Annotated in this window: 26 protein-coding genes; 16 read left to right on the top strand and 10 right to left on the bottom strand. The window is 42.7% G+C overall.

Annotation, left to right across the window (positions count from 1 at the left end):
- Positions 1 to 40: 40 nt before the first annotated feature.
- The 9 genes from aceB to QEP06_RS09885 all read left to right on the top strand — a co-directional run bounded on the left by aceB (position 41) and on the right by QEP06_RS09885 (position 10,073).
- On the top strand, positions 41 to 1,618 hold the full coding sequence (gene aceB / locus QEP06_RS09925) for a malate synthase A (protein ID WP_285270121.1): 1,578 nt from the start codon (positions 41 to 43) through the stop codon (positions 1,616 to 1,618).
- A gap of 32 nt (positions 1,619 to 1,650) precedes the next feature.
- The gene (gene aceA, locus QEP06_RS09920; protein ID WP_425256198.1) at positions 1,651 to 2,937 is read left to right on the top strand and encodes an isocitrate lyase; all 1,287 of its coding nucleotides are present in this window, start codon (positions 1,651 to 1,653) and stop codon (positions 2,935 to 2,937) included.
- A gap of 129 nt (positions 2,938 to 3,066) precedes the next feature.
- A complete protein-coding gene (locus tag QEP06_RS09915) occupies positions 3,067 to 3,522 on the top strand; it encodes a 6-pyruvoyl trahydropterin synthase family protein (RefSeq protein ID WP_285270120.1) in 456 nt (151 codons plus the stop codon).
- 12 nt (positions 3,523 to 3,534) lie between these two features.
- Positions 3,535 to 4,356, top strand: a complete 822-nt coding sequence (locus QEP06_RS09910) for a UDP-2,3-diacylglucosamine diphosphatase (RefSeq protein WP_285270119.1) — start codon at positions 3,535 to 3,537, stop codon at positions 4,354 to 4,356.
- Positions 4,353 to 4,517 carry a GxxExxY protein gene (locus QEP06_RS11675; RefSeq protein WP_341850014.1) on the top strand — a complete coding sequence of 55 codons (165 nt, stop codon included), beginning with the start codon at positions 4,353 to 4,355 and terminating at the stop codon, positions 4,515 to 4,517. Before QEP06_RS09910 ends, QEP06_RS11675 begins: the two co-directional genes overlap by 4 nt.
- Positions 4,518 to 4,693: 176 nt before the next feature.
- A complete protein-coding gene (locus QEP06_RS09900; protein ID WP_285270118.1) occupies positions 4,694 to 5,713 on the top strand; it encodes a LuxE/PaaK family acyltransferase in 1,020 nt (339 codons plus the stop codon).
- Positions 5,714 to 5,727: 14 nt separating this feature from the next.
- Complete coding sequence (locus QEP06_RS09895) at positions 5,728 to 6,267, top strand: hypothetical protein (protein WP_285270117.1); 540 nt, start codon at positions 5,728 to 5,730, stop codon at positions 6,265 to 6,267.
- 75 nt (positions 6,268 to 6,342) lie between these two features.
- Positions 6,343 to 7,062 (top strand): DUF4230 domain-containing protein, encoded by a 720-nt coding sequence (locus QEP06_RS09890; protein WP_285270116.1) that lies wholly within the window; start codon positions 6,343 to 6,345, stop codon positions 7,060 to 7,062.
- Between the two features lie 137 nt (positions 7,063 to 7,199).
- Entirely contained in the window at positions 7,200 to 10,073 is a 2,874-nt protein-coding gene (locus tag QEP06_RS09885) for an alpha-amylase family glycosyl hydrolase (RefSeq protein WP_285270115.1), read from the top strand.
- 76 nt (positions 10,074 to 10,149) lie between these two features.
- Here QEP06_RS09885 and QEP06_RS09880 read toward each other — a convergent pair whose 3' ends face one another.
- The 3 genes from QEP06_RS09880 to pfkA all read right to left on the bottom strand — a co-directional run bounded on the left by QEP06_RS09880 (position 10,150) and on the right by pfkA (position 13,170).
- A complete protein-coding gene (locus QEP06_RS09880; RefSeq protein WP_285270114.1) occupies positions 10,150 to 10,941 on the bottom strand; it encodes a response regulator transcription factor in 792 nt (263 codons plus the stop codon).
- Between the two features lie 195 nt (positions 10,942 to 11,136).
- Positions 11,137 to 12,141, bottom strand: a complete 1,005-nt coding sequence (gene gap / locus QEP06_RS09875; protein WP_251833761.1) for a type I glyceraldehyde-3-phosphate dehydrogenase — start codon at positions 12,139 to 12,141, stop codon at positions 11,137 to 11,139.
- Between the two features lie 42 nt (positions 12,142 to 12,183).
- Positions 12,184 to 13,170 carry a 6-phosphofructokinase gene (gene pfkA, locus QEP06_RS09870; RefSeq protein WP_285270113.1) on the bottom strand — a complete coding sequence of 329 codons (987 nt, stop codon included), beginning with the start codon at positions 13,168 to 13,170 and terminating at the stop codon, positions 12,184 to 12,186.
- A gap of 162 nt (positions 13,171 to 13,332) precedes the next feature.
- Between pfkA and QEP06_RS09865 the strand changes: the two genes are divergently transcribed.
- The 4 genes from QEP06_RS09865 (at position 13,333) to QEP06_RS09850 (ending at position 18,179) form a co-directional block, all read left to right on the top strand.
- A complete protein-coding gene (locus QEP06_RS09865; RefSeq protein ID WP_285270112.1) occupies positions 13,333 to 13,662 on the top strand; it encodes a hypothetical protein in 330 nt (109 codons plus the stop codon).
- Positions 13,663 to 13,748: 86 nt separating this feature from the next.
- Positions 13,749 to 16,136 carry a TonB-dependent receptor gene (locus QEP06_RS09860; protein ID WP_285270111.1) on the top strand — a complete coding sequence of 796 codons (2,388 nt, stop codon included), beginning with the start codon at positions 13,749 to 13,751 and terminating at the stop codon, positions 16,134 to 16,136.
- 25 nt (positions 16,137 to 16,161) lie between these two features.
- Positions 16,162 to 16,716 carry a hypothetical protein gene (locus QEP06_RS09855; protein WP_285270110.1) on the top strand — a complete coding sequence of 185 codons (555 nt, stop codon included), beginning with the start codon at positions 16,162 to 16,164 and terminating at the stop codon, positions 16,714 to 16,716.
- Positions 16,717 to 16,844: 128 nt separating this feature from the next.
- A complete protein-coding gene (locus QEP06_RS09850) occupies positions 16,845 to 18,179 on the top strand; it encodes a trigger factor (RefSeq protein WP_285270109.1) in 1,335 nt (444 codons plus the stop codon).
- Between the two features lie 72 nt (positions 18,180 to 18,251).
- Here QEP06_RS09850 and QEP06_RS09845 read toward each other — a convergent pair whose 3' ends face one another.
- The 3 genes from QEP06_RS09845 to QEP06_RS09835 are packed head-to-tail and all read right to left on the bottom strand — an operon-like array spanning position 18,252 to position 20,425.
- On the bottom strand, positions 18,252 to 18,896 hold the full coding sequence (locus tag QEP06_RS09845) for an MgtC/SapB family protein (RefSeq protein ID WP_251833755.1): 645 nt from the start codon (positions 18,894 to 18,896) through the stop codon (positions 18,252 to 18,254).
- Positions 18,897 to 18,921: 25 nt separating this feature from the next.
- On the bottom strand, positions 18,922 to 19,509 hold the full coding sequence (locus tag QEP06_RS09840; RefSeq protein WP_251833754.1) for a DUF3109 family protein: 588 nt from the start codon (positions 19,507 to 19,509) through the stop codon (positions 18,922 to 18,924).
- 1 nt (position 19,510) lies between these two features.
- Complete coding sequence (locus QEP06_RS09835) at positions 19,511 to 20,425, bottom strand: DUF6427 family protein (RefSeq protein WP_285270108.1); 915 nt, start codon at positions 20,423 to 20,425, stop codon at positions 19,511 to 19,513.
- A 43-nt stretch (positions 20,426 to 20,468) separates the two neighbouring features.
- On the opposite strand from QEP06_RS09835, the gene QEP06_RS09830 reads away from it, so the two are divergent.
- A complete protein-coding gene (locus QEP06_RS09830; protein ID WP_251833752.1) occupies positions 20,469 to 20,699 on the top strand; it encodes a DUF6341 family protein in 231 nt (76 codons plus the stop codon).
- 75 nt (positions 20,700 to 20,774) lie between these two features.
- Here the strand turns inward: QEP06_RS09830 and QEP06_RS09825 are convergent, their stop codons facing one another.
- The 4 genes from QEP06_RS09825 to QEP06_RS09810 are packed head-to-tail and all read right to left on the bottom strand — an operon-like array spanning position 20,775 to position 23,438.
- A complete protein-coding gene (locus QEP06_RS09825; RefSeq protein ID WP_285270107.1) occupies positions 20,775 to 21,212 on the bottom strand; it encodes a universal stress protein in 438 nt (145 codons plus the stop codon).
- Positions 21,213 to 21,268: 56 nt separating this feature from the next.
- Positions 21,269 to 21,877, bottom strand: coding sequence for a fumarylacetoacetate hydrolase family protein (locus QEP06_RS09820; protein WP_251833750.1), 609 nt, complete (start codon positions 21,875 to 21,877; stop codon positions 21,269 to 21,271).
- Between the two features lie 31 nt (positions 21,878 to 21,908).
- Positions 21,909 to 22,673: a 3'-5' exonuclease gene (locus tag QEP06_RS09815; RefSeq protein ID WP_285270106.1), complete on the bottom strand. Its 765-nt coding sequence runs from the start codon at positions 22,671 to 22,673 to the stop codon at positions 21,909 to 21,911.
- 51 nt (positions 22,674 to 22,724) lie between these two features.
- Positions 22,725 to 23,438: a CDP-alcohol phosphatidyltransferase family protein gene (locus QEP06_RS09810; protein WP_285270105.1), complete on the bottom strand. Its 714-nt coding sequence runs from the start codon at positions 23,436 to 23,438 to the stop codon at positions 22,725 to 22,727.
- A gap of 106 nt (positions 23,439 to 23,544) precedes the next feature.
- Here QEP06_RS09810 and QEP06_RS09805 point away from each other — a divergent pair, with 106 nt between their 5' ends.
- Positions 23,545 to 25,467 (top strand): LTA synthase family protein, encoded by a 1,923-nt coding sequence (locus QEP06_RS09805; RefSeq protein WP_285270104.1) that lies wholly within the window; start codon positions 23,545 to 23,547, stop codon positions 25,465 to 25,467.
- 116 nt (positions 25,468 to 25,583) lie between these two features.
- The gene (locus QEP06_RS09800) at positions 25,584 to 26,003 is read left to right on the top strand and encodes a DUF2147 domain-containing protein (protein ID WP_285270103.1); all 420 of its coding nucleotides are present in this window, start codon (positions 25,584 to 25,586) and stop codon (positions 26,001 to 26,003) included.
- The last annotated feature ends 89 nt before the right edge of the window (positions 26,004 to 26,092 follow it).

Genomic DNA, 26,092 nt, shown 5'->3' with positions numbered 1-26,092 from the left:
TTATAGTTTTGATGTATCACAATCTCAAAAATTTAATGAAATGGAAACGGCGACGAAATTTAAGGTCTTGGCAACCAGACCTTACCACGAGATTTTCTCTGCAGATATGATTGATTTTCTGACCGAACTTCACGTACGGTTCAATGCTAAACGACTGGAACTGATTCAGACAAGAAAAGCGCAACAAAACGAGTTCGATAAGGGAAACCTGCCCATTTTCCTGCCTGAAACGAAAGAAATCAGGGAAAGCAATTGGGTTTGCGGTGTACTGCCTGAGGATTTGCTCGACAGAAGAGTGGAAATTACCGGTCCGGTGGCACGCAAAATGATTATTAATGCCCTTAATTCGGGCGCTTCCACCTTCATGGCAGATTTTGAGGACAGCAATTCGCCGACCTGGGAAAACTGCATGGAAGGACAAATCAATCTATCCGATGCTGTAAACCACACCATCAGTTTTAAAAATGAAAACGGGAAAACCTATCAACTCACTGACCAGACTGCAGTTCTGCTTATTCGTCCCAGAGGTCTCCATTTGGAAGAAAAAAATATCGAGATAGACGGAGAAAAAGCTTCGGGTTCTTTAATTGATTTTGGAATCTACTTTTTCAGAAATGCAAAAAAACTGATCCAAAATGGTAGCGGACCATATTTTTATCTTCCAAAACTCGAACATTACAAGGAAGCCCGCTGGTGGAATGACGTTTTTAAATTTTCTCAGGATTCTCTGCAAATTCCGCAGGGTACTATCAAAGCAACTGTTTTAATTGAAACCATTACGGCGGCCTTTCAGCTCGATGAGATTCTGTATGAATTGAAAGAGCACAGTTCCGGACTGAACTGCGGAAGATGGGATTATATTTTTTCCTATATCAAAAAGTTCAGGAACAGACCCGAATTTCTCGTGCCGGACAGAGACCAGGTGACCATGACTTCACCTTTTATGAGTGCCTATTCAAAACGCGTGATTCAGGTTTGCCACAAAAGAAATGTGCACGCGATGGGTGGAATGGCGGCGCAGATTCCTGTGAAAAATAACGAAGAGAAGAATGAAATAGCCTATGCAAAAGTGCGTGCAGATAAGGAACGAGAGGTAAAAAACGGACACGACGGAACTTGGGTTGCACATCCGGGATTGGTTCCTGTTGCGAAGAAAATCTTCGATGACCTGATGCCTGAAAAAAACCAGATTCACAAAAAATTCGAAGAATATCAGATTTCAGAAGGTGATTTACTCGAAATTCCAAAAGGGACAATCACTGAAAATGGCGTAAGAAAAAATATCAATGTCGGAATCCTGTACATCGAATCCTGGCTGATGGGTGTGGGTGCAGCGGCGCTTTACAATTTAATGGAAGATGCTGCTACCGCAGAAATTTCGCGCACGCAGGTTTGGCAATGGCTTAAAAACGGGGCCAAATTAGAAGACGGAAGAACCTTATTGCCTGCAATGGTTTTGGCCTGGCAGGAAGAAGAGCTTGAAAAAATCAAAAGCTATGTGAGTGACGAACGATTTAATAACGGAAAATTCGAGTTAGCGACAGAAATTTTTGATGATCTGGTACTTAACGACCACTTCGAAGAATTCCTGACGTTGAAAGCCTATCAATTCATTTAAATATTTCATTAAAAAACCAAATCCAAAATATTATGAAAAACCAGGAACAAATTCGCCAGCTTGAACAGGACTGGCTCGAAAACCCAAGATGGAAAGGTGTAGAAAGACCATATTCCGCAGAAGAAGTATTGAAACTGAGAGGTTCTTACCAACTCGATTACACCATTGCAAAATTGATGTCTGAAAAATTATGGGAAAAACTCAACACTCAGGATTTTGTGGCCGGATTGGGCGCACTTACAGGAAATCAGGCCGTACAGGAAGTGGATGCCGGTTTGGAAGCCATTTATCTTTCCGGTTGGCAGGTAGCCGCAGACGCGAACCTTTCCGGAGAAATGTATCCTGACCAGAGTCTTTATCCTGCGAATTCCGTCCCAAGTGTAGTGAAAAGAATTAATAATGCGTTGCTGAGAGCCGATCAGATTCAGTCTGTAAATGGTGTGGCAGAAGAGGACAGAAAGGAATATTTGGTACCGATTGTTGCCGATGCTGAAGCGGGTTTCGGCGGAAATCTAAATGCCTACGAACTGATGAAGCAGATGATTGAAGCCGGTGCAGCGGGCGTTCACTTTGAAGACCAACTTTCTTCAGCGAAAAAGTGCGGACATTTAGGCGGAAAAGTTCTTGTTCCGACCCAGGAAGCGATTAACAAGCTTATTGCAGCGCGCCTTGCGGCCGATGTTTGCGGAGTTCCAGCCGTTATTGTTGCCCGTACGGATGCTGATGCGGCCGATCTGCTGACTTCTGATATTGACGGGCGAGACCAGAAGTTCGTTACCGGAAACAGAACGACCGAAGGTTTTTTTGAAGTGAAAAACGGAGTAGAGCAGGGCATCGACAGAGGTCTTTCTTACGCGCCTTATGCCGATCTGATCTGGATGGAAACTTCAAATCCCGATTTGGAGTATGCAAGAAGATTTGCAGAAGGAATTCACGCGAAATTCCCCGGAAAAATGTTGGCTTACAACTGCTCACCGTCTTTCAATTGGGCTGCGAAACTTTCAGTTGCTGAAATGGAAACCTTCCGCGAGGAGCTTGCTAAAATGGGTTATAAATTCCAGTTCATTACGTTAGCCGGCTTCCATGCATTAAATACTTCGATGTTCGAACTCGCTTTGGCATACAAAAAACGTGGAATGGCCGGCTACAGCGAGCTTCAGGAAAGAGAATTTGCATTACAGAAAGAAGGTTTCCGTGCAGTAAAACACCAAAATTTTGTGGGAACTTCCTATTTTGATGCGCTGCAAACAGTGATTACAGCCGGAAATTCGTCCGTGGTGGCGATGAAAAATTCAACGGAAGCTGCGCAGTTCCATTAAAATGGGTTTTAGTTTGTAAATATCACGATGATCCTCTCAAATTTTTGGGAGGATTTTTTTAATATTTGCTTGGGCGGACAGCAAATCCGGGTTCATCACATTATCACCTCAAAATCTTATCTTTGCAAAATGATCAGAATCACGAAAATTTTTACTTTCGAAACCGCGCACGTACTTTATAATTACGATGGCAAGTGCAAAAATATGCACGGACATTCCTACAAACTTTTCGTAACGGTGAAGGGGACGCCAATCGATGATCTGGACCATCCAAAAAACGGTATGGTAGTAGATTTTGGCGATATCAAAAAGATTGTAAAATCTGAAATCATCGATGTCTGGGATCATGCGGTTTTGGTAAATGGAGCTTCGCCACATAAAGATTTAGGTTCAGATCTGGAAACGAAAGGCCATAAAGTGATTTTCTGTGATTATCAGCCGACATGCGAAAACATGCTTTATGATATCGCCGAAAAAATTAAAAAACGCCTTACGGGTGACGTGAGTTTGGCTTACTTAAAACTACACGAAACAGAAAACAGCTACGGTGAATGGTTTGCCGAAGATCAGGTAGGTTTCAGATAAGACAGCAGCCGCATGAAGATTGATTTACAGCCCGGAAAAAAAATCTATTTCGCTTCCGATCAGCACTTTGGCGCGCCCGATGCAAAGGCGAGCAAATTTCGCGAGGAGAAATTTATCCGCTGGCTCGACCAGATAAAAGACGATGCGCAAGTCCTTTTCCTAATGGGCGACCTTTTCGATTTCTGGCATGAATGGAACCATGTAATTCCCAAAGGTTACGTGCGTGTTTTAGGTAAACTTGCGGAGCTTAAAGATGCCGGAATCGAACTTTTTATGTTTGTTGGCAACCACGATCTGTGGATGAAAACCTATTTTGAAGACGAGATTGGCTGCAAAGTTTTTTTTGAAAAGCAATATTTCGAAATCAATGGCAGGAAGTTTCTTTTGGCGCACGGCGACGGTTTGGGACCCGGTGATAAAGGCTACAAAAGAATGAAGAAACTTTTCACGAATCCTTTGGCACAATGGGCTTTCCGCTGGTTGCATCCCGACATTGCGATGAAAGTCGCGATCTATTTCTCTACCAAAAACAAAATGATTTCGGGCGAGGAAGACAAAGAATTTTTGGGTGAAGACAAGGAATTTTTGATTATCTATTCAAAGGAGAAGTTGAGAAATGAAAACATTGACTACTTCGTGTACGGCCACCGGCATCTCCCTATGGTTTTGGACTTAAAAGTAAATGAAAACAATGCAAAATACATCAACTTAGGCGACTGGATTTCCTATTTTACTTTTGGGGTTTTTGATGGCATCGATTTTCTTTTGAATACTTTCGATAATAACCACCATGGTAAAAAGGATTTACACCAAGGCCACAATGATCGGTTATGAATGAAAATGAGATTTCGCGCGTAATATTTGATGCAGGTATAAAAGTACACAGGATTTTAGGTCCCGGACTCCTGGAATCAGCGTATGAAGAATGCCTCTATTTCGAGCTTCTTAAATCTGGACTTTTTATTGAAAATCAGAAACCAATGCCGCTCATTTAGGAGGAAGTAAAGTTGGATGTAGGATACAGAGTAGGCCTAATGCCATTGCAAAGTAGGTTTGCTAATTAATTTTAACACGTTGTTGTTTAAAAACGGAATAAAACGGGTGATCAACGGAAATATATAGTTCATTGTGTACTTAGTTAAAATCATTGTGAACTTAGTGGTAAAAAGAGATGCAAGATATTTTTAACATACAAACCGAATCAGACTTTCAGCAAAGTTGTCTCGAAACCTTTCGCTATCAAAACGAAAATGTGGAGGTTTACAGAAAGTTTGTAGCTTATCTGAACATTAATCCGGCGGAAATTAATGCGGTGGAAAAGATTCCGTTTCTGCCCATTGAGATGTTTAAGAATCACATGGTTTTAGACCAAAATAGCACTGCAGACCGCTATTTTCAGAGCTCCGGAACCACGCAAATGACGCGTTCGCGGCATTTTATCGCTGATTTTAAGCTTTACGAACAAAGTATTTACAAAAGTTTCGCGCAATTCATCGGGAAACCTGAAGACTATATTTTCCTGGGTCTTCTGCCGAATTATTCCGAAAATCCGCATTCTTCTTTAATTTACATGGTCAATTTTCTGATGAAGCAATCAGCTAAGCCTGAAAACGGTTATTTCCTGTATAATCACCGCGAACTTTTTAGCTTGCTACAAACTTTACGGGACAAAAAGGTGCTTCTTTTCGGAGTTTCGTTTGCACTGCTGGATTTTCTTGATTATTTAAACGAGAATCAGCTGCAACTAAACTCTTCATCAAATCTCACTGTGATAGAAACTGGCGGAATGAAAGGCCGCAAGGAAGAAATGACTAAGGATCAGTTGCTTAAAACTGTGCAGCAAGGCTTCGGAACAGAGCAGATTTATTCAGAATATTCGATGACCGAATTGCTTTCGCAGGCATATTCATTAGGCCAGAATATTTATGAATGTCCGCCCTGGATGCGCGTGCTGATCCGCAATACTGAAGATCCGTTTTCTTACATTGAAGCCGGGCGAACCGGCGCGGTGAATATTATCGATCTGGCCAATAAGCATTCGTGCAGTTTCATTGCGACGCAGGATTTGGGCAAAATCGTAAACGATTGTGAGATTGCTTCATCTGCTTCTGTTATTCGCAGTGACAAATTCCAGATCTTGGGCAGGATTGACCATTCCGATATCCGCGGCTGCAGTCTTTTGGTTTCTTAAAGTGTTTTATTTAAATGATTAAAGTAGAAGAACTTACCTATAATTTCATTTCCCGATTCTGCGATTTTGAGAAAGATCTGGTCCTCACCAATCATTTCCATTCAGACTGGGAAGCGGACATCCTTGTGGTGGATGCTGAAGGTTTCAGTCACGAGTTTGAGATAAAGCTTTCGCGTAGCGACTTCAAAAACGACTTTAAAAAGAAATATCAAAATGCAAAAACGGCCGAGAAATTCCTCAAACACGACAAAATTTCCTGCGGCGATTACATCTGCAACAAATTCAGTTTTTTACTGCCAATGGGTATGATAAAACCTGAGGAAATACCGCCACACTGCGGCATTGTAGAATTTGATCATAATCCTGACAACTGGCAAACGATTTTTCACGAGGTAAGAAAACCCGGGCTTGTGCATACTGAAAACTTTTGGAACCTGGTAGATAAAGATATGATGCTGAAAACCATGGCGCGCAATTTCTACTATAAAAAGCTCGAAGTGAAAGGTAAATTGGAGGAACTCATCCTTCCTCCGAAGTTTTCAGGCGGTAAATAGATCGCCTTGGCGGAATCTTTTGCACTTATTTTGCTTAGAAATCGGGTGCGGCAACTTGAGGCCAATCAATCAGCCATGAAAATCAACAAATTAAAGCTCACGATCATTTCTGTAACGGCGGTCTTATTCGTGTTTCTGGTATTTTTATTTTATCAGATGGCTCAAAGTTCATCCACCAGTTCGCTCACCACACTTTTGATGCTGATCATCGGCCTTGCGCTGGGCGGCGGCATTGCTTATTTGGCTACGAGAAATAGTGCTTCGGCCGCCGTGATAACTGAAAGTTCGCACACTATTGCTGAAAGCATGCGCAAAGTCTTCAAAATAGTTTCTGCAGAAGGACATTTCAATGAAATTTATAACTACGAGGAAACCACGAAACTGCTTAAATTTTTTCCGTCTAAAAAGAAAGCGCTGGTCATTGTTCAGGCAAAAGTTTTGGTTGGCTATGATTTCGATAAGCTGAAATGGGAGCTCGACGAAGAAAACCGTCGCGTCCGCCTGCTTGAATTTCCGGCTCCTGAAATACTTTCCACCGAGACTGATTACAAATATTATAACATCGAAGAACAATTCTTCAACCTTTTCAGTAAAGAAGACCTTGCGAAAATTCAGCAGAATGGTAAGAGACAGGTCATTGAAGCGGCCCAAAAGTCAAATCTCCCGAACATCGCCGCCGAACAGATGCGCACTTTGCTCACCGAACTTTTAGCCGGCCGCAACATCTCGCTCGAAAATCCGGTAAAGATCTCAGAGAGCAGAAAGCTGCTTAATGATTACTCCATAAAAAACTAAAATTTCTCCTCCTTTTCAGCTGGCTCTTTTTCTTTTTTAAAGATATTTCCCGGCACTGAATTATGCTTACAAAGTATTCAGACGCAGTGGCGAATCTATTTAAGATTTAGTATTTTTACTGCTTAAATAAATTTTATATGAAATATTTTTATACGCTGCTTTTAGCGCTGCTAGTGCCCTATTTTGCGATAGCGCAGCAGGTGGTTTCCTATTCGGTGAACCCGCCGACATTTAACGAAACAGAATCTGTTACGGTTACTTTTACTGTGAATGAGACAGCTTTTGGCGTTTTGTCTTCGCATGCACTTTACCTCTGGGCATGGTCTTATGATTCAGATAATGTTCAGGCTGACAGTCCTACAAACGGGACCTGGACGGCCTCAAACCCTGCAAATAAGCTAACGTATGTGTCAAGTTCCGGAAGCACCGGCACTTATACGTTTACGATGAACACCGTGAAATCCTTCTACGGAAACCGTCCGAAACCGCTTTCAAAAATTGGATTTCTGGTAAAAACAGTGAACGGCTCTGTGCAGTCGCAGGACATTGTGCTTAATGTAGGTAAGTTCCAGTTTAACCTTACCAATCCGCTGCCCGGAAGCACCAATGTGGTAAATATAGGTTCTGTGATCAACATTACCGGCACATCTTCACTTGCCGCGAATTACACTATTAAAGCCAATGGAACCACGGTTTACGCGAGTTCGAGCGCTTCTACAGCTTTAAATTATGCGTACACGGTGACGCAGGATGCCACGATAGAGGTTACTGCGACAAGTCCGGGAGATGGTTCCAGTGTCACGAAGTCTTTCACGGTTTCGCTTGCGTTACCTGTAGATTCGGCACCCATTCCGGCCTATATGAGACAGGGCATCAACTACGATCCGGCTGACGCTACCAAAGTTGGCCTCGCGCTGTATGCGCCCGGCAAAGCGTATGTTCACGTGATTGGCAGTTTCAATAACTGGACGGTAAGCGGAAATTATTTAATGAAGCGAGATACCACAAATTCTAATCTTTACTGGATTGAGATTACCGGCCTCACGCCACAGCAGATCTATACCTTCCAGTACAGAACGGCAGACGGAATAAAAGTTGCGGATCCTTATTCGCCCTTGGTTTTATCACCGTATGATGATCCTTATATCAACCAGAATGCAACGGTTTATCCTGATCTTCCGCAATATCCGGCAGGTCAGGATTTTGAAGTTTCGGTGATCCAAACTGCAAAACCTGCCTATCCGTGGACAGTAAACAACTTTGTTAAACCGGCGAAAGAAAATTTTATTGTTTATGAATTGCTCGTAAGAGATTTTACGCCTGAAAAAACCTGGCAGTCTCTTATTGACAAAATTTCATATTTAAAATCTTTGAAAATCAATGCGATTGAGTTGATGCCTGTGATGGAATTTGACGGAAATAATTCCTGGGGATACAACACCGCTTTCCATTATGCACTTGACAAAGCGTACGGAACGCCCGAGAAGTTCAAAGAATTCATAGACTTATGTCACCAAAACGGGATTGCGGTTATCCTGGATGTAGCTTTCAACCATGCTACCGGCCGAAATCCTCTTGAAAGAATGTGGATGGTCGATCCTGATGGTGACGGATTCGGAGATCCGGCGGCAGATAATCCTTATTTCAATCAGATTGCGAGACATTCTTACAGTGTCTTTAATGATTTCAATCACTCAAAACCGGAAACCAAATATTACGTACAGCGCGTTTTGGAACAGTGGATCAAAGAATACAAGATCGATGGTTTCCGTTGGGACCTTACCAAAGGATTTACACAAAACTGTACTGCCGGTGATGATGCCTGTACAAACCAATATCAGCAGGATCGTGTGAACATCCTTCGCGCGTATGCAGACAACCAATGGTCTTATGATCCTTCGTCATATATCATTTTCGAGCACCTTGGAACCGATTCTGAGGAAGCGCAGTGGGCCAACTACCGCGTGAGTGAAGGCAAAGGAATAATGATGTGGGACAAGCAGACCAATCCGTACAACCAAAACACGATGGGCTTTGCCGCCAACAGTAACTTCAGTCGGGTAGATTATGAGGCGCACGGTTTTGCAGAGCGCCGCGCAATGAGCTACGGAGAAAGTCATGATGAAGAAAGACTGATGTACAAAAACATCACTTTCGGTGCAACTAGTCCGGAATACAGCACGCGCACACTTGCTAACGCGCTGCAGCGTCAAAAGGCTTACGGAGCGGTATTTCTCACCGTTCCGGGACCTAAGATGATCTGGCAGTTTGCAGAACTTGGTTTTGATAAGAGTATCTACACGTGTGAAGACGGCGTGACTGTAAATACAGAAGGTGATGCGTTGCCGGGCGACTGTAAACTCAGTCCGAAACCTACTGCTTTTGGTCTTGGATACGACTCTGACGCGGCGAGAAAATCTGTGTATGATACGTGGGCTAAAATATTGGAACTGCGGTTGACAAATGCCGTTTTCAATACCAAAACTTTCAATGTAGAATCGGGCAATCTGATGCCGAGAATTTATATTTACGACAACAATTTGCCTTCGTCTTCACTGAAGAATGTGGTGATTCTTGCAAACTTTACACTCACTGCTCAAAATATTGTTCCGAACTTCCCATACGCGGGCAACTGGGTGAATCTGATGGATGAAACGTCTTTTGGTGTGACAGACACGGCCGCGCCAATCACCATAGAACCGGGCGGATTCAGGATTTTCGGGAACGCATCCGGCCTTGCTACAGATGAAAGTGCTTCAAACAAAAACACGGTTTCGCTGCGCCTTGCTCAAAACCCTGTGAGCAACGGAAATGCAGTATTGAACTATACAAATGCGAAAAACGGTGCGGTTTATATTTATGATCTCTCCGGATCACTTGTAAAGACCGCTAAGCTTAGCAAAACAAATGGCATTGAGAATATTTCGGTGTCCGGTCTGAAAACTGGTTTATATTTAATTCAATTAAAATCAGATCAGGGAACTGCGGTTGCCAAAATGATTGTGAAGTAGATTTCTTTAATTACTTAAAAAAACCGGTTTAGAATTTTCTAAGCCGGTTTTTTTTATTCGATATTTTAGATTTCAATTAAATGATTGCCAACTCAACCGCTTTGCGAATCAGATCACGCGAGTTGCGTACCTGCATCTTGTCAATGATGTTTTTGCGGTGACTTTTTACGGTATGCTCGGAAATATGAAGCTTTTTCGCGATTTCAACAGCCGAGTGCCCATGAGCGATATGAAGCAGAATCTCAGTTTCACGGGCCGTAAGTTTACAATAATCGGGCGCGGATTCATGTTGGATCGCTTTATACTGTAGCTGGTGAAAATCTGTGCGGCCGCCAACGCCGGTAATCAAGACTGTATACGGATTCTTACCGGTAATGTGCTGAATGTTTGTATGGATATTCACTGCCTGCAAAATGCTGCCGTCATCAGACTGCAAGGTGTGGATCGCCTGGTGGTGGAATAATTCATATGTATCTTTTCCTGTCCGCATTCGGAAACAATAGCTGGTCTTTAAATTCAGCACATGTGAAAGTCCGATTTCCCGCACTTTCTGGTACGACATCTTTTCTGCTTCCACCACAAACTGTAGATCATCGGGATGAATCAGGTCAATGATTTCTGAAAGCGTCTGCGGCAACTCATCTAATCCATGCATATCAAGAATGTTTTTATGATGGTAAGAGAGCGTACTGCCGGGCAGGCTTAGCACATAATAATAGTAAGGCCCGAGCGAGAAATAATTGGCAAAAACACTTTCCAGAGGAGGTTCAGTCTGGGCAACAGGCACATCCAGATCAAAAAGTTCGGGTTCACTTTTCCAGACTTTCGTAAGTACATGAACATCGGCACTTATGTTATTTTTAGCCATTCGATAACTATTTGGTTTAAAAGTAGGAATTTTAATGTTAAAAATACCACAAAAGGGGGATATGATTGCTAAGAATTTATTACCATCTTTGTCCAACTAATAACCATGGGAGCTTTATCCCATAAAACACACAATGATGAAAAAACCTTCCAGAATCCGGAAGGTTTTGTCATGTTTCAGCGAAAAATGTTTTTTTTAGAGACTGGCTGAGTGAACCAAAAGGTCAGCTAACTTGTTTGAGTAGCCCATTTCGTTATCATACCATGAAACGAGTTTCACGAAAGTTGGTGAAAGCATGATCCCTGCGTCTTTATCGAAAACTGAAGTTCTCTTCTCACCTACGAAGTCCTGAGATACCACTGCGTCTTCTGTATAGCCTAAGATTCCTTTCAGTTCGCCTTCAGAAGCTGCTTTCATTGCTGCGCAGATTTCTTCGTATGAAGTTGGTTTTTCAAGTCTTACTGTAAGGTCAACAACAGAAACATCTGCGGTAGGAACGCGGAAAGACATCCCTGTAAGTTTACCGTTAAGCGCAGGAATTACTTTCCCTACCGCTTTTGCTGCACCTGTAGAAGAAGGGATGATGTTGTTCAAAGCCGAACGTCCGCCTCTCCAGTCTTTCATTGATGGACCGTCAACAGTTTTCTGCGTTGCAGTAGTTGCATGAACAGTTGTCATAAGACCTTCTACAATCCCGAAATTATCGTGAACAACCTTTGCTAACGGTGCCAGACAGTTCGTGGTACAGGACGCGTTTGAGAAAATTTTGATATCGTCGGTCAAATCTTTGTGGTTAACACCCATTACGAACATCGGTGTATCATCCTTTGACGGAGCAGAAAGAATCACTTTTTTAGCACCTGCGTTGATGTGTGCCTGCGCAGCTTCTTTGCTGAGAAACAAACCGGTAGACTCTACGATGTATTCTGCGCCCACTTCGTTCCATTTCAGATTGTTCGGGTCTTTCTCAGCGGTTACGCGAATTTTCTTTCCGTTTACGATGAGGTCATTACCTTCTACGGAAACTTCGCCTGTAAACTGGCCGTGAACTGAATCATATTTCAGCATGTACGCCATATATTTAGCATCGATAAGGTCGTTGATTCCCACCACCTCGATGTTTTCTCTCTCGGTCATGGCTCTGAAAACCAAACGGCCAATTCTACCAAATCCGTTGATTCCTACTTTGATTGTTGACATATTATTTTATTTATTAATGATTAAAAAGAATTTGAAGAAAAATTAAATAGCAAGGATCTCTGAGATCTTCAGCAGTCCCGGGTCAATCTCGTTATGCTTTTTGATGGCTTCTTCAATTGGCGTATACACGATTTGATTAGATTTTAATCCGGCCATTACATTTGTCCGGCCTTCCATCAATCCAACCACAGCTGCATAACCCAGCTGACTTGCCAAGACTCTGTCCGCACAGCTTGGCGAACCACCGCGCTGGATGTGTCCAAGTACCGCCACGCGAATATCATAATCCGGGAAGCCGGCTTTTGTAGCTTTTGCCAAATCGTAAATGCTGCCCAGCTTTTCACCTTCTGCCACAACCACGATACTCGAAGCTTTTCCTGCCTTTTCTGCTCTTTCAAATGTTCTGAAAAGGTCTTCAATGCTGTCTTTTTGCTCTGGAATAAGGATGTCTATCGCACCTGTAGCCAGACCACTGTTCAGTGCGATAAATCCTGCATCACGGCCCATCACTTCCACAAAAAATACGCGGTTGTGTGAAGTGGCTGTATCCCGAATTTTATCGATGGCTTCCATGGCGGTGTTCAGTGCCGTATCGTACCCGATCGTATTGTCTGTGCCGAAAATGTCGTTGTCAATGGTGCCGGGAACGCCGATGACTTTAGTTCCGAACTCTTCATTAAAAATGTTGGCCCCGCGGAAAGTACCGTCACCACCGATGCATACTAGTGCATCGATACCGAGTTTCTTACAGTTTTCGTAAGCAGCCTGGCGGCCTTCCTTGGTTTTAAACTCTAGCGATCGCGCTGATTTTAAGATCGTACCGCCTTCGGTAATGATGTTTTTCACCGACCGCGGACCCATGCGGGTAAAATCGTTATTGATGAGACCATTGTAGCCTTCACGAACGCCGTAACATTCCAGATTATAATGGTTCGCCGTACGTACCACAGCACGCAGTGCAGCGTTCATTCCGGGTGCGTCACCTCCTGAGGTGAAAACGGCAATTTTCTTTACAGCACTTTCAATCATACAGAAAAATTTTCAGCACAAATTTACGAAATCTACTTCAGATTCCGAAGGTTTTGATCCGTTAAGATTGGTCTGTAAGCGCAGAGTCCTGCCGCCCCGCTCGCGGATTTTCTCCGAAAAAATTATTATCTTCGCGCTATGTTTAGGGCCAGGAAAATAAAGATGGGTTTGTCAACTCTGTTTTTAGGAGTTTACCTCTTCGTTGCCCTTGCTTCTCAAAGTTTTCATCACCACACAGATTCGTTTCCGCGCTATCAGGAAGGGGATTCAAGCGAAAAAAATATTTCGGGTCACATTTTTGCTTCTGAAAATTCCGGGTGTTTATCGTGTCACTTTTTGCACAGCGGACATACTTTTATTCCCGAAACTTTCTCTTTCGAACTTCAAAAATTTGAATTTAATCCAGCCCAAATTTTCAGGTATGATGATATTGAGGCTGATTTTAATCATATCTGCCGCTACCTGCGCGGACCGCCTACTGACATTGTTTAAAGCTTATTTAAATTAATGTCAAACCGCACGGAAATCATTCACTCTTTTGTCTAAAGGAGCGGTTTCTGTTTACAATTACTTTTTTAATGAAATTTATATTTAAAATGGTGTTTTTCCTCCTGGGAATTACATGCGTTGGCGCGCAGCAAAGCTTTTCGGTAACCGGGACGGTTCGCGATTTTCACGATAAAACGGTTCTAAAACAGGCTAAAATCCAGTTGGGAACACGCGCTTCAGTTTCAGATGCTAAAGGTAGATTTACTTTTAAAAATATACCGGCGGGTACGCATCTACTCACAGTTTCTCATCCGGAATGTGCTCCTTTTTCCCAGGTTTTGGATGTTACTAAAGATTTCGATCTGATAATTCATCTCGAACATCACACGGGTGACATCGAAGCTGTGACCTTACATGGAAATCATCGGAAGATGGGTTCGGTTGTGATCCAAACCCTTTCACAGCAAGATATTTCGAGGAATTCGACTGAAAATCTGGGGAATTTGCTTAGCAGTATTTCCGGTGTGACGGCGCTTAAAACCGGCAATAATATCTCGAAACCGGTCATTCACGGATTGTACGGAACCCGCGTTTCAATTATAAATAACGGTGTGAAGATGGCCGAGCAGGAATGGGGCGTGGAGCACGCCCCGAATGTGGATATCAATCAGTTTGAACATATTGATGTTGTAAAAGGTGTAGCAGCACTGAAATATGGCAACGAAAGTGTAGGTGGCGTAGTGGTCCTGGAACCGGCGGTTATCGCCCGCAAAGATACCGTGCAGGGAAGCGTGAAATTTTCGAGCATATCGAACGGTCGCGGTGGCGAAGTTGGGGCAGACGCTGCCAAAACCTGGGATAACCAGTGGTTTGTAAAAGCCGGTGGCGCGTATAAAAAGCTCGGTGACCAGTACGTTCCGGGGCACACTTTGCAGAATACTGGCGCGGAGGTGAGTTCATTTAATTTTTCAGCGGGTAGACAGGCTTTTGCGGAAGGTTTCAATGTGTCCTACAGCGGTATTCAGCAGAATTTCGGGATTTTTAGGGGTGCGCATTTGGGTGGTGCTGAAGATTATTATTTAGCCACAAATTTTGGGCAGCCTTTTTATCTGGATAATTTCAGTTACGATATCCTGAACCCGCGTCAGGATGTGCGTCATCATATTGCTAAGATTGCCGCGTACAAAAGGTTCTCGGAGATCGGCAAGCTGTCTTTTCAGTATAGTTTTCAGCTCAACGATCGGAAAGAATTTGACGTAAGGCGCGGCGAACTGAATGAACTTCCCTCGATGGATATGCGTCTTATTACACAAAGCGCAACTTTAAATCATCTACTGGAGCGTGCAAACTGGTCTTTGGAAAGTGGAGTTTCCGGTTCAATTCAGGATAATTTCCCGGATCCGGCTACGAAAGCGAGGCGCTTGATACCGGATTATTACCGTTATGACGCGGGTGTTTTTTCTGTCTTTAAATACAGATTGAACCCAAAACTCAGCACGGAAGCCGGCGCGCGTTACGATTTCAGCAGATTCGATTCCTATAAATATTATGACGGATCTGAATGGGATGAAAAGTATGCCGCGCTGTTTGCGAAGTTTTTTATAAGTGAGAATGACAGCCGCGTTCTGGCGAGACCCGTCCTTGATTATCACAATTTTTCTGCAAATCTTGGACTGAATTATAAGCCAGTAAACAATCTGGACATTAAATTTAATCTTTCCCGAACAGAGCGTGCCCCGAATGCGGCCGAACTTTTTGCCGATGGGCTTCACCATTCCGCAGCCATTATCGAAAAAGGGGATTTACGCATTAAAAATGAAGAAATCTACAGCCTTAATCTTTCGGCACTTTGGAAAGCTGATGTGCTGGGCGGCTTCACTTTGGAGGCAAATCCGTATCTGATGTACTCCGACTCGTTTATTAATCAGGTTCCGACGGGTTTTCAGGATTCCAACCGTGGTGGAGCGTTCAGCGTTTGGACTTTTCAGCAGGTGAAAGCAAGGATTTTTGGGATTGATGCAGACGCGCAGCTTTCTTTTTCAGATCAGTTAAAATTGATTTCTTCATTCAGCGCTCTGCGTGGCGAGAATCTTTCGACAAATGAGCCATTGATTTTGATGATGCCCGCAAACTGGCGAAATTCAATTGAGTATAATTTCAAAGGTAAATCCGGATTTTATCTAAGGCTTGAAAACGAAAGTGTTTTCCGGCAAAAACGATTCCCTGTGCGAAATATCAATGTGACATTCATCGAAAATGGAAATGTGGTGACGAAAGAAGTAGATTACAGCACGCCGCCACCTTCGTACACGGTTTTTAATGCGGCTCTGGGTGTTGATTTATTCAAAAACATCAATTTCAATTTCAGGATAAATAATATTTTCAATGCCGAGTACCGCGAGTACCTGAACCGCCTGCGGTTTTTTATGCCTGAGTCGGGCCGGAACTTTGTGGCTACAATCCAATTCAAATTTTAGACTTAAAACAACAAAATATTTAAAAATGAAAAATCCATTCAAAACCATATTCGCTTTAATCACCGTTCTTATGCTCTTTTCATGCCGGAATAATGAGATTCCGGAAGATATTCACGAGCACAATGAAATCGAAAAACTTACCGTGAAACTTATCAATAAAGAGAACCTGGCGGATGAACAGATAATCAGCTATATCAGCGGGAAAGCCGATAAAAATCTAAATCTTGAACTGGGAAAAACCTATCTCGTGGATCTTGATTTTGAGGTGAAACACGATGACCATTACCACAGCGTGAATGATGATATCATTGATGAAAAGGACGAACATTACATCACTTTTGCGTTTTCCGGTGCTGCCGTGAAAGTAAAAAGGTCAAATGATGATACGGTGAGAACCGACGGGAAAAAAGTTGGTCTAAAGACTGAATGGACAGTGACATCAGCCGGACACGGAACCGTGAACATCAAACTTATCCATCAGCCGGCGAGCATCGAGGAAAATTATCCCTCAGCAGACGATCAGCAGGGGAAAACCACCGGCGGCGAGGCGGACGTGAATGCGAGCATTGGTTTTAATTAGGTAAAACTTTGCAATACATTGCGGCAAAGCACCATTTGTTCGGTTCCATTGCTTTAATTTGTGGCTTTTAAACATTTTAATTTAATAAAAATTGCTATTTTTGCAAACTAAATTTTCAATACATAACAATGAACGTTACAGCGACCAATCATGATGAAGTAAGTGCGTTACTTACAGTTACTTTAGATAAATCAGATTACAAGGATAAGGTTGAAAAACAACTGATCAACTATGCTAAAAATGCACAGGTTCCAGGTTTCAGAAAAGGAAAAGTGCCGCTCAGCATGGTGCGCAAGCAGTATGAATCCGGAATTGCTTTTGAGGAAATCAACAAGCAGGTTTCTGAGGCGCTGAACAACTACATAAACGATAACAAACTGCGTCTTGTGGGCCAGCCGGTTCCACAGCCAGTAGAAGATCTGAACCTGAACGCAGAGCAACTTTCAGTAGCTTTCGAAGTAGGTTACGAACCTGAATTCTCAATCGATCTTTCTAAATATGAAGCGCCACACTTCCAGGTAGAGGCGTCGGAAAAAGAAATCGGGCAAAGCATCGAGAACATGCAGAAGCGTTTCGCAGAGCAGGTTCCACAGGAGGCAATTTCGGAAGATTCTCACGTCGCGCTTGAGATCAGCCAGGTTGTAGAAGAAGATGCAGAAGGAGCGCACAACCACCCGCCAAAAAGCACGGTGGTAAACGCGGAGAAAAAAGCAGCTTTCGAACTTGTGAAAGGTCTTAAAATGGATGAATCTGTAAAAGTTTCGAAAGAAGAACTTCAGAATAACGAAGATCTTGCTACAGAACTTGGATTCAGCAAAGAGGAAACTGCACATCTTCACCACGACCAAATCGAGGTGAAAGTGAAAGATTTCTACGGTCTGAATCTAGCAGAGCTTAACCAGGAACTTTTCGATAAAGTGTATGGTGAAGGAAACATCAAGACTGAAGAGGAGCTTAAGGAAAAAGTAAAGACCGAACTTGATGAGTACTTCCAGCAGAATGCTGATGTACACTTCGTAAACAAGGTTTTGGAACAGATCAATGAGAAAGAGGAAGTGAAGCTTCCGGAAACTTTCCTTATCAAATGGTTAATGTTCAGCAACGAAAATATCAAGGACGAAAACCAGGCGCGTGAAATCCTCGAAGCGGAAAGAAACCAGCTTAAATATCAGATCCTGGAAGGTAAACTGATGAACGACAACGAAATCAAGTTGGAGTACGCTGACGTATTGAGCCAGGCTGAGCAACTTGTCCGCAACCAGTTGGCTATCTACGGAATTCACCATTTGGGTGACGAAGAGATCCAGAAATACGCTGTTGAAATGCTTAAAGACCAGGAGCAGGTTCGCCAGATCTCTTCAGAAGTTGGAATGGCTAAACTGAAGGATGTAATCCTTGAAAAAGCTAAGAAAGTTTCTACAAAGATTTCGCACGACGAGTTTCTTGAAGAAATAAAGAAATAATCAATCACTTCTGTAAAATAAAAAAATCTGCTTCGGATCCGGAGCAGATTTTTTTTGTCTTAATGTTTAGCTTTAAAGACTAAAATAGGTGATATCTTCATTTGAAAGGAGGAATGTCTCCAGTGCGTCAATCTGTTTTTCGGTGATGCGAAGCTCCATGGTAAGAAGCATTCTGTGTTGACTGTTTTCAAGTGAAACTTCTGAAACACGGTTTACGGTTTTCTTTATTTCTTCAATGATGACAGCTTTTTTTTGAGCATTTCCGTTGGCTATTTCCAGTTTCAGAATTTTGCTGAGGTGCAGTGGCATCAGGTATTTCATGATGAAAGTGGAAGAATTGATGACTACCAGCGATGCGATGAGAAAAACGAAAGCCATATTCACTTCGCCAAAGCCAATTGCCATTCCCACGGCGGCCGCAATCCAAATCACACCGGCTGTGGTAAGTCCGTACACGCTGAAGCCTTCTTTGAAGATTACACCGGCGCCCAGAAACCCGATACCGCTCACAATATAAGACGCAATCCGTGTTGGGTCGCCTTCGCCCGCAAGTTTGTACGAAATGATTGAAAATAGGGTGGAACCGAGGCAAATGATCGTAATTGTCTTCAAGCCTGCGGATTTGTCTTTCATTTCACGTTCAAAACCGAGTATAAGACCCGCAATCATGGAGATTACGGCTTTATAAACATCAAGAAGTTCAAAATGGTCCGACATCTTTTTTTATTTAAAGATAGTTTATTTAGAGCGAATTGAACTCGCGGTTCCATTCCAGCGCGGCATCGCTCAGCGTTTCATAGAATTCTTCGCCATATTTTCGGATCAGCGGTGTTTTCAGGAATTTATAAACCGGCACCTGAAGTTCTTTGCCAAGCGTACAGGCGGGCGCGCAGATTTCCCATTCATGATAATTGAGCGCGGTAAACGTGGAATATTCGGTGACGCGGATAGGGTAGAGATGGCAGGAAATCGGTTTTTGCCAGTCTACGGCGCCATCTTCATAGGCTTTTTCTATTCCGCATTTTGTGATGCCTTTTTCGTCAAAAATTACATAGGCGCACTCCTCGTCGTTTACAAGCGGTGTCACGTAATCGCCGTCCAGCGGGTCAATTGTCCATTTTCCCTGAGCTTCGAGCGCTAATGCACCTTCAGGACGCAGATAGGGTTTCACTTTGTCGAAAATTTTGTCGAGAATTTCCGTTTCGTATTTTTCTAGCGGAGCGCCCACGTCACCGGCGACACAACAAGCGCCTTTGCATTTGGTGAGGTTGCACACGAATTCCTCAGAAAATATCTCTTCGGAAATTAATTTATCTTCAATCTGAATCATATTATAATTTAATATTTAAAGGAATAAAATCGCCAATTTTAAATATAACCAGCGAGAGAATGATCAGCCAAAAGGTAGCTTCCTGCAGCCACGGCTTGCGCAGAAAACGCATAAGCCGGCTTAAGATGATTGACGCGGGTAATATCAGAAGAAGCAGATATTCAAAATTTGCACCCATATACAGCCATATGGTGATGACTTGTGCGGCTGAAAATACGAGTACAAAAGTGTATTTAAATTTACTCACCGGACTCTTTCTGTTAAAATTCCGGAAGTGATCCCAAACTGCGACGATGAGAAGCAGCGCGACCGGAATAAGAAAAATCAAATCCTTTAGATATACCGACTGCGAAAATTTGCCAAAAGGGAAATAAGCCGGATCCCAGGCGTTCATTCCAAGGAAAAAAGCAAGCCCAAAGTAGGAGAGGGCTACAAGCAGCATCCCGAAGAACAGGCGGAAAAAGTGAAGCCCGATCCTGTCTGAGGTGCCGATGATATGAAAGATTACAAAAAGCGACATCGGCCATGTGGTGGGCAGAAAGATGAAATTCAAAGCTAAAATAGCGCCTACCAAGACGTAGGAATTCTTCCGTATGATCATATCCACATTCGTCAAAACCAACAGTATAATCGAATTCGTGAAAAGTGCGATTGCGATACCGATATCCAGATCACCCGGATACAAAGCGAAAACAAATGCAGTGTACAGAAAAAGCGGCAAATGCGTGTCGTACGTCAGGCCAAGTGCATTAAAACAAAAATATCCGAGTGCAATACCCGCAAAGGTAATAGCGGCCGAAACCAGGTTGAGATGCGTAAAATCAAGGATGTTGAAGGAGATCACTATTACGAGGAGAACGCCGATGTAAACTGGTACCGAAAAAATATTGCTTTCCTTTGAAAGTAATCGGAACATTTTTATTAATTTTGTACAAAGTTAATTTAAAAAAGGAAAAAAAATGACGTCTTTCTTTCTGTTCCTAAGTGATGTTTTCAAATGGTCTTTCGGCCTGTTTACCTTTGCGGGGAATGTGGTGAACTGGATTCTCTTCATCGTTGCCAGTGCACTGTTTACCTATTGGTGCTGGGTGCTTGTGAGCAAGCTGGGGAACAACAAAGACAAAGAATATTTTTCTCCTACTGCGGGTAAACGCATGTATTATGATCCACAAATCCATAAGAAAGACTAAATAATTGAGTTAGTACATTCTGAAAATCCCGGAAATCTTCTGATCTCCGGGATTTTTATTTTCTTAATTAAATATTTATTGGTGAATCGGAATTACAAGCACCGGAATTTGGCTTCGGCGCGTAAGCTCTTTTGTGAGACTGCCCACGAAAACATCGTAGATTCCGCTTCTGCCGTGCGAACCCATCACGATGTAGCCCGCATTTTTTTCACGCGCATATTCCAGGATGATATCGCCGGCCACGCCCTGTTTCAACAGATGTTCGCAATCTATGTTTTCCGCCAGAATGCGTTGCTGGAGTCTGTTCAGTTGCAGAAGTTCTTCTTTTATTTCATTCTGTTCCACCTCCGGGAAATACTGGAAGCCCATGTCGCCAATCGCGAAGCCGATATCAGCCGGCGCTACATGGATCAGACAGATTTTACCATTGGTTTCTTTTGCGAATTTTACAGCGCCGTCGATCAGCCGATCGGTAGATTCTCCGAAGTCTACAGGTAATACAATATTAATCATAGCGTAGTTTTTCTCCCTTAAAGTTACATAAAAAACGCTGAATCAGCAATATTTTGCTACTGTATCCTTACGTGAAGCACTTTTTTATCTTCCAGAAAACCTTCCAGAATATCATTTTCCACCACTTTCCCTACGCCCGCCGGAGTGCCGGTGAAAATCAGGTCGCCGGCCTTCAGTGTAAAATACTGCGATACAAACGCAATAATCTTTTCCGCTGAAAATATCATCAGTGAGGTGTCGCCATCCTGCACTTTCGCGCTGTTTTTATTTAATGAAAATTGAAGTTTGCTTAGATCGTAATTTTCTTTGCTGAAAAATTCTGACAGGACTGCGGAACCGTCAAAACCTTTGGCAAGCTCCCATGGTAAACCTTTTGCTTTCAGGCTGCTCTGCAGGTCGCGCGCGGTGAAATCGATGCCTAAACCTATTTCGTTGAAATAACCCGCTGCATTTTCTTCCTGAATGTATTTTCCGCCTTTTGACATTTTCAAAACCACTTCAAGTTCGTAATGAACGTCATCAGAAAATTCGGGAATATAAAAATCGGTGCCTTTTTTCAAGATGGCAGTGTCAGGCTTCATGAAGATGACCGGGTTTTCCGGCACTTCATTGCCGAGTTCTTTGGCGTGTTCAGCGTAGTTTCGGCCAATGCAGATGATTTTCATTTAATATTTTTTAAATTTTTATTTAAATGTTTTAAAACCGTGATTTAAGCTGAATCGCAGTCAAAACTTTCTTTGTGTACAGCGGAAAATCTGCATTCTGGATCCATCCATAATAGCCTAAATCCTTCTGAAAGACATCTTTCACGCGCTGGCCTTTATATTTTCCGAATGCGAAAACCTCTTTTTCATCATCATCAAAACGAATCATTCCGGCCAGATCTGCAAACTTATGATATGTTGAAAACTCGCTAAGCGCGGCAACCTCGTTCGGCAGTTCATCATAATGGGCAATCTGCGCATCCAATACCTCAAAAGTTGCCAATACATCAGCTTCCGCCGAATGCGCATCTGTAAGTGTCTTCTTGCAGTAAAAATTGTACGCTGCTGTCAGGTTTCGCGGTTCCATTTTGTGGTAAATCGTCTGAACATCGACAAGCTTGAATTTATTTAGGTCAAAATCAATTCCCGCACGCAGCATTTCTTCAGCCAAAAGCGGCACGTCAAAACGGTTCGAATTGAAGCCCGCAAGGTCTGTTCCGGTAATCATTTCCATTACTTTCGGCGCGATTTCTCTGAATGTTGGCGCGTTTTTCACGTCGTCATCTGAAATGCCGTGAATTTCTGTAGATTCCCGCGGGATGTACATTTCGGGGTTCACGAGCCAGGTTTTGCTTTCGCGCGAACCGTCCGGGTTTACTTTCAGGATGCTGATTTCCACGATGCGGTCTTTCGCGACGTTAGTGCCGGTGGTTTCCAGATCGAATGTACAAAGTGGTTTATAGAGTTTAAGGTTCATATTTAATTGTAAGAAATGGTCAGTCGCCGAATGAAGTTTTAAAGTATTTAATTATACTAACTGCTTCCTGAAAAGGACCGAAATGATGATGTAATAAATGATCACGAGCGGAATCCCGACGGTTTTAAATATAATTAAAATTAAAATCGCTCCGATTGCGAGCGCGATTTTGGGGTAATTATCTTTGATTTGTTTTGACTTAAATTTCATCGCGATCATACGTATCGGTGCGATTAAAATCCACGAGGAGATTGCGGTGAGGATCAGCAGCAGCAAATGGTTTTCAAATAAAAAACTGAAAGATTCTGTTTCAAGGAATGCATAATAAAGTCCGAAAATAAGGATGGTGTTTGAGGGTGTGTTGAGGCCCTTGAAATAGTAGGTTTGCTCTTCATCCAGATTAAAGATGGCCAACCTCAGGCATGAAAACAGCGTGATGAAAAGTCCGAGATATTTAAGTTCAAATGGAAGTTCTGCACCCAAAAACTGCGCGCTGAAAGGATCAAGTGCTTTGTACATTGTAATTCCGGGCAGAACGCCGAAGCTCACCATGTCAGCCAGCGAGTCTAGCTGCGCACCGAGATTTGAGTTCGATTTCATCGCGCGTGCTATAAAACCATCGAAAAAATCGAGAATCAGCGAAATGATGATGCAAAGTGCCGTTATCTGATAATTTCCTGTAATTAAATTGATTACGCCGATGGTTCCCGACAGCAAATTGGCCAGCGTAAAAGCATTTGCCAGATTGTTTTTGATGAAATTCATACCCAAAATCCCTAAATAGTTAGCTACGCAAAAATAGCGTTTAAATACGAAGTCGCGGTCTCTAAAGCGAATTTAATGTAAATTTGGAGCCCAATATTTAAGCTAAATGAAGGAAATCAGACTGCGCGAAATCGGCGTTTTATTTTACAGAATATTTCTGGCATTTGTGTTCTATCAGTTTGCGCGCCTGCTTTTCTGGTTTTTCAATAAAGATCTGATTAAAATCGATTCCATTTCAGAATATCTGCGCCTTGCATACCACGGAACTGCCTTTGATACTACCGCTATTCTTTACGTAAATGCGCTTTTCATTCTCGCCAGTTTGCTTCCGTTGATGATCAACACGTCAAAAGGTTACCAGAAATTTTTGCTTTGGCTCTATTTTATCACCAACGGGATTGCATATTCACTCAATTTTGGCGATTTTATCTATTACAAATTCTCTCAGGCACGGCTGACGATGGCCGCAGTGTCCGTTGCGCAGAACGAAAGCAATCTCGTGAAGGTTTTTCTAATCTCCGTTTTGGAACATCCGTTTGTGATCATTTGGTTTGTGGCGCTGATGGCGCTTTGGATTTTTCTTTATCAAAGAATTAAAATTTTACCGCGCAAACCACAGGTCAAATGGATATATTTTTTGTCAACAATCATTACATTAAGCCTGGTCGCAACACTGGTTGTGGGTGGAATACGCGGCGATTTCAAACATTCTACGCGTCCGATCAATCTTGTGGATGCAAACAGACACGTTAAAAATCCGCTGCAGGCTAACGTGGTACTTAATAGTGTTTTTTCGTTTTTCAGAACTTTGACGACCAATAATTTTAAGGAAGTTCATTTTGTGGATGACGCATTTATTGAAAAACATATCAGGCCCTACAAATTCTACCCACGTGAAGCTCCCGCTGAGAAGCCGAATGTGGTGATTTTCATCCTTGAAAGTTTCTCGAAAGAATATTCCGGCGCGTTCAATAAGAATAATAAGATTGAAAATTTCGTCTCGTACACGCCATTTTTAGACAGTCTCGCGCAGCACAGCCTTATAGCCACAAATGCTTACGCGAACGGCCGGCAGTCGATTCACGGTATGAGTTCTGTGCTTGCGGGCATCCCTGCGCTGAAAGATGCTTTCACAGGTTCTCCGTACGCCAATCAGAAAATCCAGTCGATTGTCTCGGTGAGTAACGAAATGGGTTACGACACTTCCTTTTTTCACGGCGCGCCAAACGGTTCGATGGGCTTTTTAGGATTCGGGAATATTTTAGGTTTTAAGAATTATTACGGAAAGAACGAATATAATAATGACGCAGATTTCGATGGGATTTGGGGTATTTGGGATGAGCCGTTCTTTCAGTATTTCGCAAATACCATTTCTGCGAAGAAATCACCGTTTATGGCCACGATGTTTTCGGTTTCTTCACATCATCCGTTCAAAGTTCCGGCGAAATATGAAAGTGAATTTCCGAAAGGAACGCTGGAAATTCATGCGCCGATTGGTTACACCGATTATGCTTTAAAACGTTTTTTCGAAACTGCGAAAACAAAACCGTGGTTCAAGAATACCATTTTCGTGGTGGTTGCAGATCATACCAATCAGGTTGCCTATCCCGAGTATGAAAAAGCGATGAACCGGGCAGCTGTTCCCATCTTGTTCTATTCGCCAAATCCAGAGTACAACCTTCACGGTGAAATAGCCGAACCCGCGCAGCAAATGGATATATATCCTACATTGGCTGATCTGATGGGTTACAATAAAAAAATCCGCAGTTGGGGACGAAGTCTCGTTTCAGCTCAGAAGGAAGAGTACTTTATAGTAACATCAACGGGAATTGAGCAGTTCATTATCGGGAATTATATCTATCTGTTTAATGGCCAAGACGTCACCGGGATCTATGCAAAAGAAGATCTAGCACTCGAAAAAAATCTGCTTGGAAAGATTAATTCTACCGAGACCAAACTCGGAACTCTGAAAGCCCGCGCGTGGTGCCAGGATTATATGGACCGTGTCATCAACCGCAAACTTCATTAGCACCGGATTTCATATTCGGAACGTGTTTTAAAATATCCTTGCGGATTGATTAATTATTTGGTGTTTAACTTTTTTTAATTACATTTATCAAAATAAAAATTTAACAAACTTTTAAAATGAAAAAAATAATTTTCGCTTTCGTTGCCTTGTTTTTCGCCACCTTCTCTTATGCCCAGATCGAAGGGAAATGGAAAACCATTGATGATGCCACAGGACAGCCTAAATCTATCGTGGAAATCTTTAAAAAATCTGACGGAAAGTATTACGGCAAAGTTGTACAGTTGCTCATCAAACCTGCAAATGCAAACTGTGTAGACTGTAAAGACGACCGCAAGAACAAGCCAATTCTAGGTATGGAAGTAGTCCGGGGAATGGAAAAAGACGGAGCTACATTTACCGGTGGAACAATCACCGATCCGAAAACAGGTAAAACTTACAAGTGTAACATAGAGCGTGAAGGTGATAAACTGAATGTACGTGGATACGTTGGTTTCTCGCTTATCGGCCGCAGCCAGACCTGGCATAAAGTGAAATAACTGAAATCTCAATTACGATATACAAGCAACCCACAGGGTTGCTTTTTCTGTTGCCGCCGGCCTCAGGTTTGGGAAAAAATCTTTACTTT

This window comes from Kaistella rhinocerotis (assembly GCF_030243905.1).
Taxonomy (GTDB): Bacteria; Bacteroidota; Bacteroidia; order Flavobacteriales; family Weeksellaceae; genus Kaistella; species Kaistella rhinocerotis.
This window is presented reverse-complemented; position numbering and strand designations above follow the sequence as displayed.

What these genes read in the sequence shown, in the direction of transcription:
- aceB (WP_285270121.1), top strand. Translation starts at nt 41, where the DNA reads ATGGAAACGGCGACGAAATTTAAGGTCTTGGCAACCAGACCTTACCAC.
- aceA (WP_425256198.1), top strand. Translation starts at nt 1,651, where the DNA reads ATGAAAAACCAGGAACAAATTCGCCAGCTTGAACAGGACTGGCTCGAA.
- QEP06_RS09915 (WP_285270120.1), top strand. Translation starts at nt 3,067, where the DNA reads ATGATCAGAATCACGAAAATTTTTACTTTCGAAACCGCGCACGTACTT.
- QEP06_RS09910 (WP_285270119.1), top strand. Translation starts at nt 3,535, where the DNA reads ATGAAGATTGATTTACAGCCCGGAAAAAAAATCTATTTCGCTTCCGAT.
- QEP06_RS11675 (WP_341850014.1), top strand. Translation starts at nt 4,353, where the DNA reads ATGAATGAAAATGAGATTTCGCGCGTAATATTTGATGCAGGTATAAAA.
- QEP06_RS09900 (WP_285270118.1), top strand. Translation starts at nt 4,694, where the DNA reads ATGCAAGATATTTTTAACATACAAACCGAATCAGACTTTCAGCAAAGT.
- QEP06_RS09895 (WP_285270117.1), top strand. Translation starts at nt 5,728, where the DNA reads ATGATTAAAGTAGAAGAACTTACCTATAATTTCATTTCCCGATTCTGC.
- QEP06_RS09890 (WP_285270116.1), top strand. Translation starts at nt 6,343, where the DNA reads ATGAAAATCAACAAATTAAAGCTCACGATCATTTCTGTAACGGCGGTC.
- QEP06_RS09885 (WP_285270115.1), top strand. Translation starts at nt 7,200, where the DNA reads ATGAAATATTTTTATACGCTGCTTTTAGCGCTGCTAGTGCCCTATTTT.
- QEP06_RS09880 (WP_285270114.1), bottom strand. Translation starts at nt 10,941, where the DNA reads ATGGCTAAAAATAACATAAGTGCCGATGTTCATGTACTTACGAAAGTC.
- gap (WP_251833761.1), bottom strand. Translation starts at nt 12,141, where the DNA reads ATGTCAACAATCAAAGTAGGAATCAACGGATTTGGTAGAATTGGCCGT.
- pfkA (WP_285270113.1), bottom strand. Translation starts at nt 13,170, where the DNA reads ATGATTGAAAGTGCTGTAAAGAAAATTGCCGTTTTCACCTCAGGAGGT.
- QEP06_RS09865 (WP_285270112.1), top strand. Translation starts at nt 13,333, where the DNA reads ATGGGTTTGTCAACTCTGTTTTTAGGAGTTTACCTCTTCGTTGCCCTT.
- QEP06_RS09860 (WP_285270111.1), top strand. Translation starts at nt 13,749, where the DNA reads ATGAAATTTATATTTAAAATGGTGTTTTTCCTCCTGGGAATTACATGC.
- QEP06_RS09855 (WP_285270110.1), top strand. Translation starts at nt 16,162, where the DNA reads ATGAAAAATCCATTCAAAACCATATTCGCTTTAATCACCGTTCTTATG.
- QEP06_RS09850 (WP_285270109.1), top strand. Translation starts at nt 16,845, where the DNA reads ATGAACGTTACAGCGACCAATCATGATGAAGTAAGTGCGTTACTTACA.
- QEP06_RS09845 (WP_251833755.1), bottom strand. Translation starts at nt 18,896, where the DNA reads ATGTCGGACCATTTTGAACTTCTTGATGTTTATAAAGCCGTAATCTCC.
- QEP06_RS09840 (WP_251833754.1), bottom strand. Translation starts at nt 19,509, where the DNA reads ATGATTCAGATTGAAGATAAATTAATTTCCGAAGAGATATTTTCTGAG.
- QEP06_RS09835 (WP_285270108.1), bottom strand. Translation starts at nt 20,425, where the DNA reads ATGTTCCGATTACTTTCAAAGGAAAGCAATATTTTTTCGGTACCAGTT.
- QEP06_RS09830 (WP_251833752.1), top strand. Translation starts at nt 20,469, where the DNA reads ATGACGTCTTTCTTTCTGTTCCTAAGTGATGTTTTCAAATGGTCTTTC.
- QEP06_RS09825 (WP_285270107.1), bottom strand. Translation starts at nt 21,212, where the DNA reads ATGATTAATATTGTATTACCTGTAGACTTCGGAGAATCTACCGATCGG.
- QEP06_RS09820 (WP_251833750.1), bottom strand. Translation starts at nt 21,877, where the DNA reads ATGAAAATCATCTGCATTGGCCGAAACTACGCTGAACACGCCAAAGAA.
- QEP06_RS09815 (WP_285270106.1), bottom strand. Translation starts at nt 22,673, where the DNA reads ATGAACCTTAAACTCTATAAACCACTTTGTACATTCGATCTGGAAACC.
- QEP06_RS09810 (WP_285270105.1), bottom strand. Translation starts at nt 23,438, where the DNA reads ATGAATTTCATCAAAAACAATCTGGCAAATGCTTTTACGCTGGCCAAT.
- QEP06_RS09805 (WP_285270104.1), top strand. Translation starts at nt 23,545, where the DNA reads ATGAAGGAAATCAGACTGCGCGAAATCGGCGTTTTATTTTACAGAATA.
- QEP06_RS09800 (WP_285270103.1), top strand. Translation starts at nt 25,584, where the DNA reads ATGAAAAAAATAATTTTCGCTTTCGTTGCCTTGTTTTTCGCCACCTTC.